The organism is Selenomonas sp. CM52 (assembly GCF_000292955.1).
In the GTDB taxonomy this organism is placed as follows: Bacteria; Bacillota; Negativicutes; order Selenomonadales; family Selenomonadaceae; genus Selenomonas.
The window spans coordinates 1-17,874 of the sequence record NZ_ALNM01000001.1; the positions used below are offsets into that span (position 1 = coordinate 1).

Consider the following 17,874-nt stretch of genomic DNA (forward strand, 5'->3'; position numbering starts at 1 on the left):
AAGCGCTGCAAGGCGTGCAGCCGACCCGTACTAATACGCCGAGGGCTTGACTCGCATAGCCCATCCAAGAGGCAAACCCCGAAAGGGGTGCAGCCGATTGGCAAAGGGGTTAGCGTGCGAAAACGTCCCAAGAGCGCAAGCTGAAAGCGCAGCGCGATTGGCTGACGTTGACCGCTGCTGACTGCCTCAAGGCAGGGAGAAGCGTGAGACGCGCGTACATTTCGCCTCTAAAATGTTCCATTGAGTCTTCTGTATAGTTTTGAGGGTGCAACAAACACCTTCACAAATCCAGTGGCGATAGCTGAGTGGATCCACCTGTTCCCATCCCGAACACAGTCGTTAAGCACTCATACGTCGAAAGTACTTGGTTGGAGACGACCTGGGAGGATAGAAAGCTGCTGGTTGATGACGCACCCGCAAGGGTGCGTTTTTATTTTGGAATCAAGGCATCTCTGTTTCGACGTTCAACAAGGGGTGTTCCGACATCTTTTGGAGCATGATGTTCGTATCGATTACGCTCATGTGATGGTCGAGGGCATACCACAGGATGCTGTCCCGCGGATTGCGGACGTAGAGTTGTTCCGCTCCTGCATAGTATAGAAGATACTGCGTCTCCTCCGGCGTCAGTTTCATGGCGAGGGCGAGGGAAATGACTTTGTTGCGTGAAGGATTCTTTTTGCGTCCGGCGAATATATGATAAGCATAGATTCGTTCCAAGCTGGAAGCCCGAACGACATCCATCTTGCTCAGGTGTTTTTCCTCCAGAAGTTGATTCAGATATTCTGCCAGCGTATATTGGCAAAAGTCTTTCTGATTGTCCACGAGAAAGCCCTCCAGTCCGGAGGCCTGACGCAAATCGTCTTTCAATTCTTCGGTGCTTTTTGGCATGATGCTGCCCTCCTATGAGATTTGATACACATAGGATAATACGATATGGAGAAGAAAGCAAGGTGGTTTCTTGAATGCTCATATCACCGCATATTTTGAGGAGGTTTTTCAAAAGATACAGCTGCTAAAATCCAGCGATAAGGGTGAGGTGTGGCTGGCATCCGAGAGAGCGGGGCGGTCAACGTCAGCCAATCACGCTGCGCCTTCGTCTTGCGCTCTTGGGACGTTTTCGCATACGACCCATGACCCAATCAGCGATGCCCCTGCGGGGCTTGCTTCTTGGATGGGTCAGCAGCGGTCAACGTCAACCAATCGCGCAGCGCCTTCGGCTTGCGCTCTTGGGACGTTTTCGCAGCGGCTGGTCATATTGAAACGCATCGCTTTGACGGGGCTTCCCTATAGGATGCTCAAAGGGAAGGATTATCCGCTGATTCCCCGCGTCCTGCATTGTATCGAGGATGGCGATGAGACGGTTGTTGTGGAGGAGTATGTGCAGGGAGAATCCCTGCTTGATCGCATCGGACGCAAGGCGTATCTTTCGGAGCGCGAGACGGAGAGCGTTCTTTTGCAGCTATGCGAAGGCCTTGACGAAATCCACGCGCAGGGCATCATTCACCGCGACATCAAGCCGTCCAACCTTATCCTGCAAAGCGGCTGTATCATCCGGCTCATCGACTTCGATGCTGCCCGCACCGTCAAAGAGCACAGCGGCGAGGATACGATGCACCTCGGCACCAGGGGCTATGCTCCGCCGGAACAATTTGGCTATGGGCAGACGGATGCGAGGAGTGACATCTACTCGATCGGTATCACTATGCGGAAAGCGCTGCCAGAGGAGTACGACGGCTATCTCGCCAAGATATTTGCCAAATGCACGGAAATCGATCCGGACAGGCGCTATCGGAATCTGCAAGAGCTTCGCCGTGCGCTGATCTTCCGCAGGTTTTGGGCTGGCAGGGGAAAGCCGGCATTGTGGACGCTGGCCATCGTATCTGTCGTAGTATTTTGCCTTCTGCCAAGGCTTGATGGGGTAGAAACCCTGCCGAGTGCTCCCGCAAGAGAATCGGGGGTCGATTCGCCAGCGGTTCGATTGCCGAGCGCTGTGGAAGAAAGAGCAGCCGCGCCGACACCGGAAACATCTGATGAGAAATTTTCCGTGCAATCGCTTGTGCCATCGGACAGCGAGTCTGAACAAGAAGTTGCCGTGCCAACGCCGACGTCATCGATCGAGCCGACTGCGCATGACAGCTACATGCCGCCGACAGTCAGCCAAGAGGAAAGAAAGTCCATAAAGAGCGTGGATGCATTCTTGGCAGAGTTCAAGGATGACCCGGAAAAACTTGCCTATTGGCAGACAAGGAATGAGGTGTTCTCCTCCGGCAATCGTTCGGAGGAGGAACGGCTCGAGGCCATGAAGAACGGCGAAATGGGGCTCCGGCTGAACGCCTTTATAAAAAATCTGCCGCCCATGACCGAGGCGGAACGCAATCGAGCGATCGACGAGTTCGTAGCCGACCAAAAGAGGTTGCTGGACATATAGAATCATCTGCAGCCGTATGACCGCAGCAAAGTTTTCGACATCAAAAGATGCTCCACTTACCTCGCAGGTAACCAAAGCCTGCGAGGTCTTTGTTATAATGAGGATTATTGACGGCTTTTGCCCGCATTCGCACCCGTCTGTGCGCATAGGAATGCTTGCTGCCGGGGGAAGGCGGGAGGTAAAGCGAGATAGAGGTGCTCGGACAATGTGGGCTTAAGGATCTGATGCAGAGCATCACGGAAGGAGGTCATCTTGTGGAAAATTTTTGGACGAACTTTGCCCATATTTGTTTTCTGTTTTTTTTGCTTGGCCATCTTCTCCTGTTTCTCGGCCTGCTATATCCGCCTCTTGCCATATGGGGAAATTTGATACAGAAGACGCGTATCCACGTATTTCTCCTTTATAGTTTCATGATTACGACATCGATTATTTTATGGGGTTGTTCGAATGGTGCGGCACAAAGAGCGCATGATGAAGCAGTCCGAGCATATGAAGCAAGCCTCACCCCCGAACAAAAAGCGCAACGAGAAGCAGAACAACTGCAGGCGCAATACGATGAATGGATTGCATGGCAAAAGCAAGAGGAGGAGAAGCAGCAGGAAGAAGAAAAGAAAAAGAAACAGGAGGAAGAGCAAAAAGCACAGGCGGAACGAGAGGCGCGGGAGAAAGAAGAGCAGGAGCGCCGCTCGTATCAGACCGTTTACGCTGAAGACATGCTTGCAGCCTATCATTCCAACCCCATTGCGGCAAGAGAACGGTATGAAGGAAAGAAATGCAGAATCCTGCGAGCGGTCATCGAATCAATCGACCCGGACGGATTAATCGAGGTTACATTCTCGAATGATCCTATGGAAACATATAAGTATGGAGGCACGGATTTCAGATGCCATACGAAGTGGAACAATGGCAAGGATCCGGATGGGAGAAGCATCTCTTCCCTGCACAAAGGCGATATGATTACGATCTACGGCAAAATCAATACGGTAGGAAAAATCACACGCAAAGTGCTTCACGAGAAAGGTGTCCTTGAAGACACTTATATGATATACACCATAGGCGATGGATACGACATCAATGTGACACGAATCGAATGATATGAAGGAGAGATATCCATGTTGAAACATTTCACGCGCACCGTCATGTTCTTTTTCTTTTTCGCGTGCATCCTACTCCCTGCTGTCTCGGCAGAGCCGAAAGAGCTTCCCGATGGAGCTTTGGGTTATACATGGGGGACGAGTCCGCGCTTCATGCCTCCGACGGACAATTCTTCGGCACGCAGCGGTTCGTCGTGGTTGGCACAGACATTCAAGCCCTATACCTATAAGGATTACTTGCCCGATGATGCAATGGACAAAAAAACGAAAGTACGACTGACATATAAGGACGAAAAATTTGTCGGCTGCACCATCGATCGATTGGATCCCAAGAAGTATCTGGATGTATACTTGTTTCTTGTAGAGCGGTATGGGGAGCCGCAGGAAACGAAGAAGGCCTATATCTGGAAGAGCGAAAAAACGCAGTTAGAGCTTGAAAAGGCAGAGGCAGGAGACTTCTTCTTTGCCATGAATATTACAGCGGTAGGAAATGTAAAGACAAAGATATTATTCTGACGAAATGAAAATTTTTTATAAAAAGGAGAAAACTGAGATGTTAAAGCGCCATGTGCTTTTTTCCTGCCTACTGATCGGATTGTTTCTCGTATCGCTTACCGCAGAAGGTGCTGCGGACGAGGAATCTTTTTGGGGCAATCCCATATCGGACATTCCTTCTGCTTTTAAGTGAGTATGTCTATCGCATGGCAGAAGTTGCCTTTTACCAAGCGTATCGCATGCGCTACGGCCTTTATGTGCCGAAGTATTTGAATGATATTTTAACATGGTAACGCAAACTTTGCGCATTAAAAATAATAGAAAGTACGCGATGAAAGATGCTGCGGTTCTATGCTTTGGGGCAGAGATCCGCGGCCTTTTGTTTGGAAAGAGCAGTTTTTCCCAGAAGGAAGAAGAAATACATCCCAAAGTCGGATTCTACGAAAGATTTTTATAAAGCGCTTATATTTTATGGAAACTTTTACGATATAATGAAATATAGAGGGATTCTTTTTCATGTTTTCTTTTCGTGAGCATTCAAAGCAAAACATGGCTGTCGTCGTTTCTTTGGAGTGCGTAAATAGAGGAGTTGTATTTCCATGGTTTACCCCGATACGATCAAGACGGATCAAGATATTTTGGATGCGTTCATCGCCGTCGCCCCTTATTTGGATCATGTCGTCCGCCAGGATATTGCTGTTGCCGTAACGGATAAGGAGTCGGTTTTGGCTCTAGCGCCGACTCCTGGTCTTGAGTTTTCGCCTGCGGTCGGCTCGCCTGTTTCGCCTAATACGAAGCACGTCATCGATACGGGACGCGACTATACAGGCTTGATTGATGAGAAGATTTACGGACCCGGTGTCCGCAGCATGATCACGCCGATTTATGGCATGAACGGCGGCATTATCGGCACGTTTGTGACGGCGATGGATGTTGCGCAGGACATCAAGCTCGCCCATGCGGTCGACGAGGTCACGAAGTCGACGGAGACGGTTTACCATGCCGTCGAGCAGGTCGCGGAGAGTGCGAGCGAACTGGCGAAGTCGGGACAGGAGGCTGTGCAGCAGGCGGCCGACCTCAAGGAGCGCAATGCCGAGACGATCAAGGTCATCGAGTTCATCAATAACATCGCGCAGCAGACGAACCTCCTCGGCCTCAACGCTGCTATCGAAGCGGCGCGCGCGGGCGAGCAGGGCAGAGGCTTCGCCGTTGTTGCAGAGGAAGTCCGCAAACTCGCGGAGCAGTCGCGCGAGGCGACGGAGAAGATTCAAGCGACGCTCGCGGAGATGAACAAGGCGGTCGAGGCGATCTCGAAGACGATTGAGACGACGGGGGCAATCAGCCAGGAACAGGCGGCTTCGACCGAGGAGATCACGGCGAACCTCTCGCGCGTTACGAATGCGGCAGAGGACCTGGGCACCTTTGTCGTGCGTACGGATTGAAGATATTGGGCACTGGAAGGGGCGCGCATGGAAGCCATGTGCGCTCTTTCTTTGTATGCAGGAGCAGATGCCTGCAGATAGCAAAGTTTTTTGAATCATTGTCACTTTTTTCTGGATTTTTTTGCGTTCTCGCGCTATACTATATGTTAGAATAACTTCGCCATTTTGTGGGGACATTGTATGGGAAGTTATGGGGGAGAGGCATTGGTAGTTATGCTTGTCTATCTTGGGGAGGTTATATTATGGAAAGATATAAGACTCCGGTAGCAGGTTACGAGAATCAATGCGTAGAGCTGTTATTGGAAAAATTGGGTGTGGTCACGTTTGACTACGATATTGAGCACGATGTGCTTCTTTTGGCGAAAGCGCGCGATGGTATGACGGAGAAGCGCTTTGAGGGGTTCTGCCGCACCCTTTGCACCGAAAACCGCGGCATGATTCATCCTGATTCGGTCGAGCGGCTTGTGGCGCTTTTCCGTGGGCAGACGACGGGTGTGCGCGAGGTCTTGCTCGACATGGCAGAAGTGCCGCAGGGGCGCTATTCGTGGTACGAGGTCGCCGTGAAGCTCCTGCGTGACGAGACGGGACGCGTGCAGCGCACGATCGGCATCCTCTGGGACATCGAGTCGAGCATGGGCAAGATGGAGCAGAGTTTTGCGCATTTCCGCTCGGAGCGCGATTCGGTCACGGGCATTTTGAACGGTGCAGGATTGGAGAAAGCGGTGCAGACGTACCTTGCAGGTCATGGCCGCGACGAGAGCAACGCTCTGATGGCCATTTCCTTCGACAATATCTGCCAGCTCGCAGAGCAGCGCGGCAAGCATTGGACGGATCAGCTTCTCGTGCGTATATGCAAGGCGGTCGGCAGTTTCTTCCGTGCGGGAGACGTGCTTGCGCATCTGGGCGATGGCCAGTTCGCCGTCTTTGTCAAGGATATGGAGCGCACGGAGGTCATGGATATGAAGGCACGGGCAATCCGCACGCTGTTCGGCGGCGAGAATACGCAGTTCGGCGGCTATGGCCTAGAGTGCCGCATCGCCGTTTCTTACTATCCGGAGGACGGCGCGTCTTTCCATGAGCTTTTGAAAACGGCGGAAAAGAGGCAGTCACTCGATCGCGGAGATAAGGCGGCTGCAAAGGTGCTGACGATGGCTTGAAACGTATAGGAAGCAGGAAAAGCCGCCCGGCGGGGAAGAGAAGTTTCGCCGGGCGGCTTTTTATGTTATAATACGAGAGGTGCTACTATGACGGTAGGCGGTCAATCTTAGCCCCGGAGAGGGGCGTTGCTTATGACGATAAACGATTTGATTGCGTTGCTCTTGGTGACGCTTTTTATTCTCGTCGTTCTGAAAGCATAAGAAATCCCGCCTCCGGCTTCCAATCGTAGGCGGGTTTCTTACCTCAATTACTGTTGGGGCTGACCGTTTACCAGTAGCACCCTTGCTATATTTATTATAATGCATGATGCAACATACGTCAATCGCCAGCAGAAATGCTATAGCATTTCTGCTGGCGGTAGTGTATAATGAAGCTGTATGATTGTTTCTCTTGAGGAAGGGCAGGGCGTATGGAGCAGTTCACGCAGACATTTTTGGAGTTCATTGATGCCTGGGGTTATGCGGCGGTCGCCGTCTTGATGGCCTTGGAGAATGCCTGTATACCGATTCCGAGCGAGCTGATCCTCGGATTTTCGGGCTATCTGATCTTCGCTGACCGCATGGGTTTCGTCGGGGCGCTGGTTGCCGGCATGATCGGCGGCATGGCGGGGTCGATCTTCGCCTATCTCGTCGGGCGCTACGGCGGACGTTCCTTCGTCGACAAGTACGGCAAGTATTTCTTTGTGAAGAAGTCGCACGTCGATATTGCACAGCGCTGGTTTGACAAGTATGGCGTCAAGGCGGTGTTCTTCAGCCGCATGCTTCCCGTCGTGCGCACGTTCATTTCGCTTCCGGCGGGCTTCGCGCATGTGGATATGAAGAAGTTTCTCCTCTATACGTTCCTCGGCTCTCTGCCGTGGACGGCGCTGATCCTCGGCGTCGGCATGGCGCTTGGCGAGAGCTGGCAGATCATGCTCAAGGTCGGACATGAGGTGAGCATCGCCTTCGTCGTTGTAAGCTGCATCATCGTCGCCGGTCTCTACTGGCGCTATCGCCGCAACCGTCAGCAGAAGGCAAAGGAAGCGCTGATAAAATGAAGACGCCCAGATTTGCACAGATGCGCTGGTTCTATAGCGGTCAACGTCAGCCAATCATGCGACGCGCTTCGCGCTTGCATTCTTGGGACGTTTTCGCATACGAGCCGTTGCCCAATCGCCTGCGTCCTTCGGACTTGGCTCTTGGACGGCTCAGCAAGGAGACAAACCGCAGGCGTAGCGGTGCTACGCCGAGGCTTTGTCGACGACGAGAGGACAGCGCAGATGTGTGAAGATGGGTGGCTGAATTTATCAGTGTTTCCTTAATATGGACGTGGAGTGATCCACGTCCATTTTTTAGGAAGCGCTGCATGTATCGCTTCTGCCTCAGAAGCTGCCGCCGTGCGTCACGTAGAGGAAGAAGAGCGGGTAGAAGAGCAAGAGGTAGATGACGGTCGTGACGAGGAAGCTCGCGACGGTGAGGTCTACGTTGAGCTTGTAGAGCCGCGCGGTCAAGACGGCATTGATCGCCGTCGGCGCGGCAGCGATGAGGAGCACGCTACCGATGAGCACGGAGTCCGCGAAGAGCAGGCGGCAGAGTCCGAAGAAGATCAGCGGCGTGAGGAGGAAGCGCAGGGGGATGAGGTCGGCGGTCTTTTTGATGTAGGGAAGTGCGCGCGAAAAGTCGACGAGACAGCCGACGGGGAAGAGCGCTGTCCAGGCGCCGATATGCACGAGCGCTTGAAACGCTGTGCCGAGCACGGCAGGGCGCTCGACGCCGAAGACGTTGAGTGCGAGTCCTGCGATGAGACCGAGCACGGGCACCTGGTTCGGCGTGAGAAAGAGTTCCCTAAGCGACAGGTGGACGCGAGCCCCCTCTTTCGCCCCTTGCGCACGGAACATCGCGGCGAGCGGGAAGCAGATGAGCACGAGGAGGCCGACCTGGAATGATGAGACGATCTGCACATAGGCGAACCCCGCTTCGTCGTAGAGGATGAAGGCGGAAAGCCCCGCGATCGTGCCGATGTTCGTAAGCATGGCGCTCATGTAGTAGGCGCCGCGCGAAAGGGAGTCCTTGTGGCGGCGAGCGAAGGTCAAATAGGCGATGGAGCCGGGCACGAGCATGAAGAGCGCACTGAAGAGCGGCAGCCAAAGGAGGCTTCTCGACAACGGCATGACCCAGAAGCTCAAGACGGCGAGCAGCGTCGCCATGACGATGATGTTGAAGCGAATGAGGGCATTGCATAGCGCGTCGGAGATACGGCCTCGCTGATAGGCGATGTAGCCCGCGAGAAGGGGCGCGGCGAGGTCGCTGAATACGTAGAGGATGCGGAAGAGTTTTTCGTCCATGAGAGGCCTCTTTTGCTGGATTTGGTCAGCAGGGCAAGGGCTTGTCCTGCTGACTCGCGAAGATTTCATTATCGTGCATGTATCGTAACATGCGCACGGCAGGAATACAAGCCCGGGAGAAAGGATGGATCGAATGATATACCCGATGAAGCTTCGAGCGCCGCTCAAGGACTATCTCTGGGGCGGCACGCGCCTCAAGACGGAGTACGGCAGAAAGACGTCTCTCGCGAAGGTCGCGGAGAGCTGGGAGCTTGCGTGCCACAAGGAGGATCAGAGCATCATCGAGAACGGCGCGGACGCGGGTCTGACGCTGGAAGCGTACATCGCGCGCGAAGGGGCGCACGCTGCGCTCGGATCGCACGGTTCGCGCTATCCGTATTTTCCGCTTTTGATCAAGCTCATCGACGCGCACGACGATCTCTCGGTGCAGGTGCATCCCGACGACAGCTATGCCTTCGAGCACGAGGGCGAGTACGGCAAGATGGAGATGTGGTATATCCTCGATGCCGAGCCTGGAGCGGAGATCATCTACGGCTTCAAGGAAGAAATCTCGCGAGAAGAGTGCCGCCGTTGCATCGAGGAGAACACGCTCTTGGACGTCGTGCGGCGCATCAAGGTGAAGGCGGGCGACGCCATCGTGATTCCGGCGGGCACACTCCATGCCATCGGGCGCGGCATCTTCCTTGCGGAGATTCAGCAGAATTCCGATACGACGTACCGCGTCTACGACTATGCGCGGTGCGGCGCGGACGGCAGGCTGCGCGACCTGCACATCGACAAGGCGCTCGACGTGCTCTCGTTCGCGCCGCCTCCGTACAGCGTGAGCCGTGGTGAGAAGTTCTCCATTTTCGCCGAGCATGAGATGACGGTCGTCGCACGAACCGAGTTTTTCACGGTCTATCACTTCGCCCTCAAGGGTCGCTGCCACCTGCAGGCGGGACGCACGAGCTTCCAGTCCGTCGTCGCGCTCGGAGGCCCTATGGAGCTTTCGTGGTCGGGCGGCGAGGAGATCTTGGAGAAGGGCGACTCGTACTTCATACCGGCAAGCTTCGGCGACTACACGATGCGCGGCGAGGGGGCGTTCTTGCTGACGGAGGTCTAGCGAAAATGCGCCCCGAAGAGGAAGTTCTTCGGGGCGCATTCTCGTATTTCTGGAGTCACGGCATTTCGGGCGGTTGGCTGCAAAGTGCCGTGTGGTGCAGGAGGTCTTCGAGGCGCATCTCGATGTCGAGCGCTTCCTTGTGCACGGTTTCCGCCGTGTCGAACTCCGCAAAGTCGTCCGTTTCGAGCGCGTTGGCGAAGTGCTCCCAAGCCGTGATGGAAAGCTCGGTGGATTCTGCACGCAGCTGGCTCAAATAGCGTGCGCCGGGCGGCACGGAGAGCGCCGAGAGCTTTTGCTGGCGCTCCTTGAGGGTCGGGATGATCTCCGTTCGGATGAGCTTCTTCAGACCGTCTTTCTGTGCGCTGGAGAGAAGTCCCGTACCGTCCCACGGCATGTCGGTCAGCGCGGAAAAACGCTGCTGCTCCTTGGCGAAGCGCTTGTTGTACTGCTCGACGATGGGCGCCGACGCTTCGAGGTACGAGGCGACGTCCTTTTCGAGGAGCGGTGTCAGGCGGTCGAGGCAGTCGCGGTAGTTCTTGATGTAGGAGACCTGCCAATGACCGTCGCCCGCCTGCTCCATGGCGAGGAGCAGCGTGAGTTCCGTTCCTGTCAGTTCGTCCTTCGCCTTGACGTGCGCCGTCGCCGTCGCGCCGTCGCGGTCGATGGAGTCGAGTCCGACGATGGTGATGTTCTTCAAGAGGCTGCGCTCGAAGAGGTTCTCAAAGTCGATGCGCAGCTGGCGTCCCTGCAGGAGGCCGCCGGGCTTCTGCCATTCGCCCGTCTCGATGCGGCCTGTGAGCGTCGTGCGCATCCCCGCCGTGACCTGCGGCTTGATGAGTTGGTAGAAACGCACGGCTTCCGTGCGCTCGTCGCTCGTCAGGGAAGTGTCGGCGGCGAAGAGACTGCGCGTGAGATCGTCATAGATTCTGCCCATGCTCAGGCTGACATTGACGTAGCGCTCGAATTTTTCGGCGTCGTGCTTCTCCGCCGCTTCTTGAATCTCGGCAAGCGCGTATTCGGGGCTTCTCGCGTGGATGAAGAAGTACCAGAGCACGGAGCCGACGGCAAGCGCGAAGAAGACGATGACGAGCATCGTGAGCGTGCGATTGTATGAGCTGATCTTTCGGGCGCGCAGCTGCAGCCGCCAAGTATAATCGTCCATAGAAATTCTCCTTATCGTCCTATTATAGCATATATGTCAACGAAAGCAGGAGGTGCGGGCATGAAATGGGTCAGCCATGAGGTTGTGACGGGTATGGCGGTCTATACGCTGACGGGCGCTCTCGTGCCGACGGCATGCGCCATGGCGGGCGCGGTGCTTCCCGATTGGATCGAGGGCAAGGGCGGCGGCGTGCGCCTGCCGTGGGCGGGACTCCTCTCCCATCGCGGCTGGTCGCACTGGCCGCTCCTCTACATCCTCGGCTTTCTCGCTCTGGGCGCTGTCGGCGAGGAACTGGGTGAGGACGCGCGCTCTCTCATTCTCGCGGGGCGTTTCATCCTCCTCGGCGCACTCTTTCATATCGCCGAGGATGCGCTTTGCGGCAAGGTGCCGTTCCTTCATCCGAAGAAGAAGGTCGGCGTGCGCCTCTTCCGCGTCGGCTCATTCGGCGAGTACGCCCTCGCGCTTGTCCTCGTCCTTTTCTTTTATGGAATCGGACGATTGATTTTATGAATTTATATTTATAGGAGAAATTTATTTTTGCACCGCCGCAGGCAAGAAGGAAAGCGCCTTGCTTGCGGGGAAGTCTATAGGCATAGGAGAAGAGGTCACATTGGAGGGGATCACGATGGAACAGGGCACGCAGAAGAAGAACAAGCTCTTGGGGCTTCTCGCCGAGAAGTACCCGACGCTGGAATCCGTCTACGAAAGGCTCATCTCCCTGCAGGCGCAGCTCGGTCTGCCCAAGGGCATTGAGCATTTCATGAGCGATCTGCACGGCGAGTACGAGTCGTTCTTCCACATCTTGAACAACTGCTCGGGCGTCATTCGCGAGAAGGTCGAATACGTCTTTGCTGACCGCATGACGGACGAAGAGAAGGCGGAGTTCTGCACGCTCATCTACTACCCGAAGGAAAAGATCGAGCGCATGCACGCCGAGCGCAAGGACACGCCCGCCTGGTATCGTGAGAACCTCGCGCGGCTCTTGGAGCTGTCGAAGCTCATGAGCTACAAGTACCCGGCGGCGAAGGTGCGCGGCTTCATCCCCAAGCGCTATGAGTCCGTCATCGTCGAGCTTCTTTACACGCGCCCCGAGGAGGACACGGCGCAGGCGCAGTACCATCGCCGCCTCCTCGCGACCATCGTGCAGATCGACAGCGGCGCAGGCTTCATCGAAGCGTTCTGCGTGCTCGTCAAGCGTCTCGCCGTCGATCATCTGCACATCGTCGGCGACTTCTTCGACCGCGGCAGCCGTCCCGACGCGATTCTCAACATGATCCTCGACTACCACGATATCGACGTCGAGTGGGGCAACCACGACGTCATGTGGATGGGCGCGGCAGCGGGCAGTGAGGTCTGCATCGCGGGCGTCGTGAGAAACAGCTTGCGCTACCACAACACCGACGTCTTAGAGCGCGGCTACGGCATCAGCCTGCGTCCCCTGTCGCTCTTTTCGACGCGCATCTATCCCGATTCCAATGCCATACGCGCCTCGGAGAAGGCGATCACGATGATCATGCTGAAGCTCGAAGGCCAGCTCATCGCAAGGAATCCCGACTTCGAGATGGAGAGCCGCCGTCTCCTCGACAAGATCAATTACAACTCCTCCTACGTCATGCTCGGCGACCGCCGCTACGAGCTGGAGAGCGCCTACTTCCCGACGATCGATCCGAAAGATCCGTTCGCGCTCTCGGAGGAGGAGGAGCGCATCATCGCCGACCTCAAATCGTACTTCACGGAGAGCGAGATGCTGCAGAAGCACGTCGACTTCCTCTACAAGAAGGGCAGTCTCTACAAGTGCTGCAATGGCAACCTTCTTTACCACGGCTGCGTTCCCGTCAACGAGGACGGCTCGCTTCGCGACGTCATCTTCGACGGCAAGGCTTACAAGGGACGCGCCTACTTCGATTACGCCGACCGCCGCGCGCGCCGTGCCTACCTCTTCCGGGCGCAGGAAGATCTCGACTTCATGTGGTTCCTGTGGTGCGGCAGGACGTCGCCGTGCTCGGGACGCGAGGTCAAGACCTTCGAGCGCTCGCTCCTAGAGGACGAGAGCACATGGAAGGAGCCGGCCGATCCCTACTACCGCCTGCTGGACGACGAGGATTTCTGCCGCTCCATCCTCGCAGAATTCGGCCTGCCCGAGAGCGGGCACATCATCAACGGCCATGTTCCCGTCAAGGTCAAGAAGGGCGAAACGCCCGTCAAGGCGCACGGCAAGGCCATCATCATCGACGGCGGCTTCTGCCAGGCGTACCACAAGAAAACGGGCATCTCGGGCTTCACGCTCATCTCCAACTCGCGCGGCTTCCGGCTCCTCATGCACCAGCAGGTCGCCGATGTGCGCCAGGCGCTGAAGGAGAACAAGGACATCGAATCCGTCTCCGAGACGGTCGAACTGCAGACGAAGCTTACGACGCTCGGCGACACGGACGAGGGCAAGGACATCCAGGAAGAGATCGCCGACCTCTACAACTTGCTCATCGCCTATCAGAACGGCGTGATCGAGCCGAAGGCATAGAAGTAAAAGCCCGCTCCTTCCCCTGCATGTATGGGGAAAGGGCGGGCTTTTTATGTCGCCTTTGCTTTGGCGCGGCATCACAGCGAGGTGCTGTTCTTGTTCAGGGTCTTATTCACATTTCGACCAGCCGCAATAGGTACAGGTCACGCAGTTGCCTTCGGGGCGCAGGGTGTGGCGCTTGCATTCGGGGCATTCTTTGTTGATTGCCTTGTCGTCGCTCTTGTCCTTGTACTTTGCAGTCTCGTCCTTTTGGCATTCGTTGTAGATTTCGGCGAGAGCCGTGCCGATGGCGCTGCCGCACGAGAGCGAGATGTCCTTGCGTCCGCTGCGGATCAGGGCTTGGCAGGCGGAGCAGCGGCTGACGGTCAGCTGCTTGATGATGTCCTTGACGCGCACGCCCGAGCGCAGTGCGAGAGAGGTCAGGCGCGTGATGGTCGCGATGTTTGACTGGCAGCCGCCCGAGGTGTTTGTGAAAAGCTCGAAGACGTCGCCGTCGGAGGTCTTGTTGACGGTGATGTACATCTTGTCGACGCACGACGTATGACGAAGGAGCGTCACACCTTCAAGCCGCGCGATGTTGTCGCGGCGGCGTGGACGCACGGTGTCGTAGGCGATCTCCTGCTCGGCGGCTTCCTTGACGCCGAGGATGTTGCCGCGCTTGCAGCCGTCGCGGAAGACCGTGATGCCCTTGCAGCGCGATTTCCATGCTGCGAGGTAGATGTTCTTGATGTCGGCGGGCGTCGCCGCATGCTTCAAGTTCACCGTCGAGGAGATGGAGTTGTCGACGTACTTCTGCATGGCCGCCTGCAGTTCGACGCGGTGCAGGTAGGGCACGTCGTGGCTCTCTATGACCCACGGGAAACGCTTCTTGATGTCCTCGTTCGTGAGGTCGTGCGGCAGCTTGTGATAGTCGAGCAGATCGCTGACGGAGTGTGCGTAGACGCGGAAGGAGCCGCTTCCTTCCTCCATCTTGTGCGTCGTGCGCTCGTAGCTGATCTGATAGAGAGGCTCGCAGCCACCCGAGAATACGCCCATGAGGAGCGAGATCGTGCCCGTCGGCGCGATGGAAAGAAGCGTGCCGTTTCTAAGGCCGTACTCTTTGATCTCGGCGTAGACCTCGGGCGCTTCCTCGGCGAGACGTTGGATGAGCGGCGATTTCTTCGTCTTTTCCCAGTCGTATTTGCCGAAGGTCCCCTTTTCCTTGGCGAGAGCGGCGGAAGTGCGTGCGGCTTCCGTGAACATATTGCGCAGCACGCCTTGGATGAAGTCGCAGCTCTCGCGGCTGCCGTAGGCGAGCTTCATGGCGACGAAAGCGTCGGCGACGCCGAAGAGCCCGAGTCCGACGCTGCGCCAATCGCGGATGCACTGACGGTTTTCTTCCAAAGGCTGCGTGTCGAAGCCGTAGTCGAGCACTTCGTCGAGCGCACGCACGGCCGTCCGGACAGCGGCGCGGAACTCCTCTTCTGCAAGATGCGGCGCATCGCCGAACTTGTCCTCGATGAAGGAATAGAGGTTGAGGCTCATGAGGTTGCATGAGTTGTAGGCATTGCCGCCGAACTCGCCGCAGGGGTTCGTGACCTCGATCTTGTATTCGTCGTAGCCCGAGAGCAGCGTGTAGTCGTTGAGCCTGTCCTTGAAGAGTGCGCCGGGATCGCCCCAGTCCCACTGCGTCTGACAGTATTCATCGAAGAATTCGGCGGCGCGGATCGTCCGGCGGATCTTTTCGCCCGTCGCTTCGACGTCGAAGGTCAGTTCGTATTCGGCATCGTCGATGACGGCCTGCATGAAGGCGTCGGAGAAGAGGATTGAGAGGTTCATCGAGGCGAGTTTCTCGTTCTCTTGCTTCATGTGCAGGAATTCGTAGATGTCGGGGTGCTCCGAGTCGAGCGCGACGAGCATCGCGCCGCGCCTGCCGTTCTGGCTGATGACTTCGCCCGTCGTGTTGAAGATCTTGAGGAAGGATACGGCTCCCGTCGAGCTGCGCGCGACGTTGTTCACGCGGCTGTCCTTGGGGCGCAGGCCGCTGATGTTGACGCCGATGCCGCCGCCGTAGGAGAAGATCTTGGCGATCTGCTGGTTGACGGTGAAGATGGACTCGATGTCGTCCGTCGGCGACGGCATGATGTAGCAGTTCGATAGGCTGCTCTTGAACTTTCCTTTCGCGCCCGCTGCGTAGAGCGTGCGCCCCGCAGGCGAGAGTGCGCCGTCCTCAAGGTAAGCGCGCATTTTTTCGCGCACCTCGGGCGAGAAGATGCCCGCCACGCGCTCGATGAACTCGTGCGGCTCCGTCTCTCCCGCATGATAATATTTTGCCTGCAGGATGTTCCTGCCGATTTCCGTGTCAAACCACTTTTCCAATGATGTGCCTCCTACAATATGTGTTCGTTTTAAAAAGCTAGCGTCTATTATAGGATAAAGAGTATCTGTTGGCAAATGAAAAATGCTGGATTTTCGCCTGAAAAACTAGATGTTGTTGTTTTATGGAAAGATTACTGGCATATCTTGATGATTTCCTGCCATTTCTTGTGGGGGTATGAACAGGGGAGGCCGCCTTCCTGTCCGCAGCAAAGGGAATCGTCGGGCAGGGAAAGGGAGTCGGCAGAGAGAATCTTTCCCTGGGGAAGCGCTGAATTTATCAGTGATTCCCTAGAATAGGAGGCAGAATCATGCTTGTGTTGAAATCTCTTGCGTATTTCCTTCTGGCCGGATTGTTCGAGATCGGCGGAGGCTATCTGATCTGGCAGTGGCTGCGAAACGGCGCGAGTCTTTGGTATGCTTTTTTCGGCGCGGTCATCCTGATCCTTTACGGCGTCGTGCCGACGCTGCAGCCCGAGGGCAGTTTCGGGCGCGTCTATGCCGCTTACGGCGGCGTCTTTATCGTGCTGTCACTTCTCTGGGGTTGGCGCATCGACGGTATCGCGCCTGATCGCTTCGACATCATCGGCAGCGCCATCGCGCTCGCGGGTGTCGCCGTCATCATGTACGCGCCGCGCTGAAGCGACGCGTCAATCGACAGGAAGGGGCAGTGGTCTGCGCTTTCGGCTTGACTTCTCGAACTTTCACACTAAAAAAGCCCGCCCTTTTCCATGCGGCCAAAATTCTTACTCAAACATGCTTCGTCTGAGTAAGAATTTTGACTGGCATTCAAGGAAATGGGCGGGCTTTCGCTTATGAAATCCCGTATTCGTACCTATGGCTGCCTCAGATCAGTCGTCTTCCGGCGGATAAATCATGAAGCTCAGACTGCTGAAGATCTTATCGCGTGTCGCTTTGCCGTCGGACTGCGGATAATCCTCTGCGAGTTCGAGACCGATGACATTGATGCTGCCGTTGGCGACGAGAACATTGGCTTTGCCGTCCTTGTCTGTAGTCATTGTCACGGTGTGGTGATTGACGACGTCGGGGATGATTTCAGCGTTTGGCAGCGGCTGACCGTTGTGCAGTACCTGTACGGGCAGATAATCGCCGACGTTGAGCTTGGTGGGATCCTTCAGAGGAACGATCTGGTACGGCAGATCCGGCAAGGGAGCCACCTTGTCGACGCCTTTAAGATAATTGACGCTGTATTTGATGGCATGCGTGCCTATGGTCGAGCCGGGGACTTGATCCATTGGCTTGTTGACGTATTTGCCGTCCGGCCCTTTCGACCAATAGCCGTAGTCAAAATAGACGACAGCGACGGAAACGTTTTGAGACGGATTGATCGTGATGTGATTGCCGCCGTCAATGATTTCGAGAGGAACCCGCGTATAGGTTTTATCGAAGCCGACAAGCATCGTGACATCCTTTGGGTCATAAGCATTGTCTTTGTAACCTTCGCCGAGGACGAGCTGGGTCTGATCCAGACGCGGTGCGAACCAGACGCCATGAGCAGAGGCGGGGACGGCAGTGGCGAGCATAGCAGCGCCGACAAGGGCGGAAAGGATTTTGGTCTTTTTCAAAATAAACACCTCTTCATGATGATAGAAGTTAACGAACGGCGGTATTGATTCTCCGCAGAATGAAAACATAAATAATATTTATGTTTTCATTTTTAAAATACATGAGTATCTTAGCATCGATATAGGTGAATTGTCAATTTAAGACGGAAGTGAAATGGGTGAGAATCCTCTAATTTTTGGGAAGAAGGGGCGCTTGTCAATAAGGGAAAAG

Annotated in this window: 15 protein-coding genes and 1 rRNA gene; 11 read left to right on the forward strand and 5 right to left on the reverse strand. The window is 55.7% G+C overall.

The window, feature by feature from the left end:
• Positions 1 to 287 precede the first annotated feature (287 nt).
• Positions 288 to 404 (forward strand): 5S ribosomal RNA (gene rrf / locus HMPREF1153_RS00010).
• 37 nt (positions 405 to 441) lie between these two features.
• Here the strand turns inward: rrf and HMPREF1153_RS00015 are convergent.
• A complete protein-coding gene (locus tag HMPREF1153_RS00015; protein WP_009644874.1) occupies positions 442 to 888 on the reverse strand; it encodes a helix-turn-helix domain-containing protein in 447 nt (148 codons plus the stop codon).
• 70 nt (positions 889 to 958) lie between these two features.
• Here HMPREF1153_RS00015 and HMPREF1153_RS00020 point away from each other — a divergent pair, with 70 nt between their 5' ends.
• From HMPREF1153_RS00020 to HMPREF1153_RS00045, 6 genes are all read left to right on the forward strand, one after another.
• Positions 959 to 2,428 carry a serine/threonine protein kinase gene (locus HMPREF1153_RS00020; protein ID WP_232208135.1) on the forward strand — a complete coding sequence of 490 codons (1,470 nt, stop codon included), beginning with the start codon at positions 959 to 961 and terminating at the stop codon, positions 2,426 to 2,428.
• A 254-nt stretch (positions 2,429 to 2,682) separates the two neighbouring features.
• Entirely contained in the window at positions 2,683 to 3,522 is an 840-nt protein-coding gene (locus tag HMPREF1153_RS00025; protein WP_037369222.1) for an OB-fold protein, read from the forward strand.
• Positions 3,523 to 3,540: 18 nt separating this feature from the next.
• Positions 3,541 to 4,038, forward strand: coding sequence for a hypothetical protein (locus HMPREF1153_RS00030; protein WP_009644862.1), 498 nt, complete (start codon positions 3,541 to 3,543; stop codon positions 4,036 to 4,038).
• Positions 4,039 to 4,616: 578 nt separating this feature from the next.
• Positions 4,617 to 5,459: a methyl-accepting chemotaxis protein gene (locus tag HMPREF1153_RS13200; protein WP_009644872.1), complete on the forward strand. Its 843-nt coding sequence runs from the start codon at positions 4,617 to 4,619 to the stop codon at positions 5,457 to 5,459.
• A gap of 242 nt (positions 5,460 to 5,701) precedes the next feature.
• Positions 5,702 to 6,616 (forward strand): GGDEF domain-containing protein, encoded by a 915-nt coding sequence (locus tag HMPREF1153_RS00040; RefSeq protein ID WP_009644882.1) that lies wholly within the window; start codon positions 5,702 to 5,704, stop codon positions 6,614 to 6,616.
• Positions 6,617 to 7,026: 410 nt separating this feature from the next.
• On the forward strand, positions 7,027 to 7,653 hold the full coding sequence (locus HMPREF1153_RS00045) for a DedA family protein (protein ID WP_009644875.1): 627 nt from the start codon (positions 7,027 to 7,029) through the stop codon (positions 7,651 to 7,653).
• 324 nt (positions 7,654 to 7,977) lie between these two features.
• Here the strand turns inward: HMPREF1153_RS00045 and HMPREF1153_RS00050 are convergent, their stop codons facing one another.
• A complete protein-coding gene (locus HMPREF1153_RS00050; RefSeq protein WP_009644879.1) occupies positions 7,978 to 8,940 on the reverse strand; it encodes an AEC family transporter in 963 nt (320 codons plus the stop codon).
• Positions 8,941 to 9,073: 133 nt separating this feature from the next.
• Here HMPREF1153_RS00050 and HMPREF1153_RS00055 point away from each other — a divergent pair, with 133 nt between their 5' ends.
• The gene (locus tag HMPREF1153_RS00055) at positions 9,074 to 10,042 is read left to right on the forward strand and encodes a type I phosphomannose isomerase catalytic subunit (RefSeq protein ID WP_009644873.1); all 969 of its coding nucleotides are present in this window, start codon (positions 9,074 to 9,076) and stop codon (positions 10,040 to 10,042) included.
• A 55-nt stretch (positions 10,043 to 10,097) separates the two neighbouring features.
• Here the strand turns inward: HMPREF1153_RS00055 and HMPREF1153_RS00060 are convergent, their stop codons facing one another.
• Positions 10,098 to 11,204, reverse strand: a complete 1,107-nt coding sequence (locus HMPREF1153_RS00060; RefSeq protein WP_009644864.1) for a hypothetical protein — start codon at positions 11,202 to 11,204, stop codon at positions 10,098 to 10,100.
• Positions 11,205 to 11,264: 60 nt separating this feature from the next.
• Between HMPREF1153_RS00060 and HMPREF1153_RS00065 the strand changes: the two genes are divergently transcribed.
• Positions 11,265 to 11,714, forward strand: a complete 450-nt coding sequence (locus tag HMPREF1153_RS00065; protein WP_009644871.1) for a metal-dependent hydrolase — start codon at positions 11,265 to 11,267, stop codon at positions 11,712 to 11,714.
• A gap of 115 nt (positions 11,715 to 11,829) precedes the next feature.
• Positions 11,830 to 13,722 carry a fructose-bisphosphatase class III gene (locus HMPREF1153_RS00070; RefSeq protein WP_050992489.1) on the forward strand — a complete coding sequence of 631 codons (1,893 nt, stop codon included), beginning with the start codon at positions 11,830 to 11,832 and terminating at the stop codon, positions 13,720 to 13,722.
• A gap of 108 nt (positions 13,723 to 13,830) precedes the next feature.
• Here HMPREF1153_RS00070 and HMPREF1153_RS00075 read toward each other — a convergent pair whose 3' ends face one another.
• Positions 13,831 to 16,080 (reverse strand): adenosylcobalamin-dependent ribonucleoside-diphosphate reductase, encoded by a 2,250-nt coding sequence (locus HMPREF1153_RS00075; RefSeq protein ID WP_009644865.1) that lies wholly within the window; start codon positions 16,078 to 16,080, stop codon positions 13,831 to 13,833.
• Between the two features lie 308 nt (positions 16,081 to 16,388).
• Here HMPREF1153_RS00075 and HMPREF1153_RS00080 point away from each other — a divergent pair, with 308 nt between their 5' ends.
• Positions 16,389 to 16,718 carry a YnfA family protein gene (locus HMPREF1153_RS00080; RefSeq protein ID WP_009644861.1) on the forward strand — a complete coding sequence of 110 codons (330 nt, stop codon included), beginning with the start codon at positions 16,389 to 16,391 and terminating at the stop codon, positions 16,716 to 16,718.
• Between the two features lie 210 nt (positions 16,719 to 16,928).
• Here the strand turns inward: HMPREF1153_RS00080 and HMPREF1153_RS00085 are convergent, their stop codons facing one another.
• Positions 16,929 to 17,672, reverse strand: coding sequence for a DUF4198 domain-containing protein (locus HMPREF1153_RS00085; protein ID WP_037369229.1), 744 nt, complete (start codon positions 17,670 to 17,672; stop codon positions 16,929 to 16,931).
• Between the last annotated feature and the right edge of the window lie 202 nt (positions 17,673 to 17,874).

Bases quoted from the DNA above. Each gene is read 5' to 3' on its own strand.
- HMPREF1153_RS00060 (WP_009644864.1), bottom strand. From the start codon at position 11,204: ATGGACGATTATACTTGGCGGCTGCAGCTGCGCGCCCGAAAGATCAGC.
- HMPREF1153_RS00065 (WP_009644871.1), top strand. From the start codon at position 11,265: ATGAAATGGGTCAGCCATGAGGTTGTGACGGGTATGGCGGTCTATACG.
- HMPREF1153_RS00045 (WP_009644875.1), top strand. From the start codon at position 7,027: ATGGAGCAGTTCACGCAGACATTTTTGGAGTTCATTGATGCCTGGGGT.
- HMPREF1153_RS00050 (WP_009644879.1), bottom strand. From the start codon at position 8,940: ATGGACGAAAAACTCTTCCGCATCCTCTACGTATTCAGCGACCTCGCC.
- HMPREF1153_RS00040 (WP_009644882.1), top strand. From the start codon at position 5,702: ATGGAAAGATATAAGACTCCGGTAGCAGGTTACGAGAATCAATGCGTA.
- HMPREF1153_RS13200 (WP_009644872.1), top strand. From the start codon at position 4,617: ATGGTTTACCCCGATACGATCAAGACGGATCAAGATATTTTGGATGCG.
- HMPREF1153_RS00080 (WP_009644861.1), top strand. From the start codon at position 16,389: ATGCTTGTGTTGAAATCTCTTGCGTATTTCCTTCTGGCCGGATTGTTC.
- HMPREF1153_RS00015 (WP_009644874.1), bottom strand. From the start codon at position 888: ATGCCAAAAAGCACCGAAGAATTGAAAGACGATTTGCGTCAGGCCTCC.
- HMPREF1153_RS00070 (WP_050992489.1), top strand. From the start codon at position 11,830: ATGGAACAGGGCACGCAGAAGAAGAACAAGCTCTTGGGGCTTCTCGCC.
- HMPREF1153_RS00030 (WP_009644862.1), top strand. From the start codon at position 3,541: ATGTTGAAACATTTCACGCGCACCGTCATGTTCTTTTTCTTTTTCGCG.
- HMPREF1153_RS00055 (WP_009644873.1), top strand. From the start codon at position 9,074: ATGATATACCCGATGAAGCTTCGAGCGCCGCTCAAGGACTATCTCTGG.